Genomic DNA, 627 nt, shown 5'->3' on the forward strand with positions numbered 1-627 from the left:
GGCCAGGCTGGAGGCGATAAGGGACTGCCTGCGCCGGGGGCTGTCGCCCGAGCAGATGGCGGCGCGCAACGGCGGCCCGGTGGACCTGTCGCCGTCGACCATCTACCGCTGGGTCTCGGCGGGCTACGACGGCATGACCAACATGGAGCTCAGGCGCAAGGTCGGCTACAGGCCGAGGAAGCGCGCCGCGGGCCGGGCGGCGACCCGCCACTCCGCCCGCAGGTCGCATGCCGCGTTCCTCGCCCTCGGGGAGGACGCGTGCGCCGCGGCCTGGGAGATGGACACCGTCGAGGGGGCCCGGGAGGACTCCGCCTGCCTGCTCACGCTGCTGCACCGCCCCAGCAGGCTCCAGCTCGCGCTGCCGCTGGAGGAGAAGACCGCCGGGTGCGTCGCGGACGCCCTGGAGGGCGTCCGGGCCATCCTCGGCGCCGACGGGACGCGCCGCGTGTTCCGCGCCGTCCTCACCGACAACGGCGCCGAGTTCTCCGACGAGGCGGCGATCGCGGCGCTGCTCGGCTGTTTTTCACAACAACTAAATTTAGGATTTCACGACTAATTTCTTTCGGGTTTCACCGTTTTGCAAAGGTGCCGCACCCTTTCTTCGCTAACTGTCCGATCTTCCCATCA

1 protein-coding gene is annotated in these 627 nt (G+C 69.5%); it reads left to right on the forward strand.

All coding sequences use genetic code 11. From position 1 onward, the window contains the following. A partial coding sequence (locus tag ACTM82_RS09005; RefSeq protein WP_441088553.1) for a transposase occupies nucleotides 1–556 on the forward strand: 556 nt, incomplete at its 5' end. Between the last annotated feature and the right edge of the window lie 71 nt (nucleotides 557–627).

Origin of the sequence: Collinsella sp. HCP3S3_E5 (assembly GCF_052067635.1) — a bacterium.
Taxonomy (GTDB): Bacteria; Actinomycetota; Coriobacteriia; order Coriobacteriales; family Coriobacteriaceae; genus Collinsella.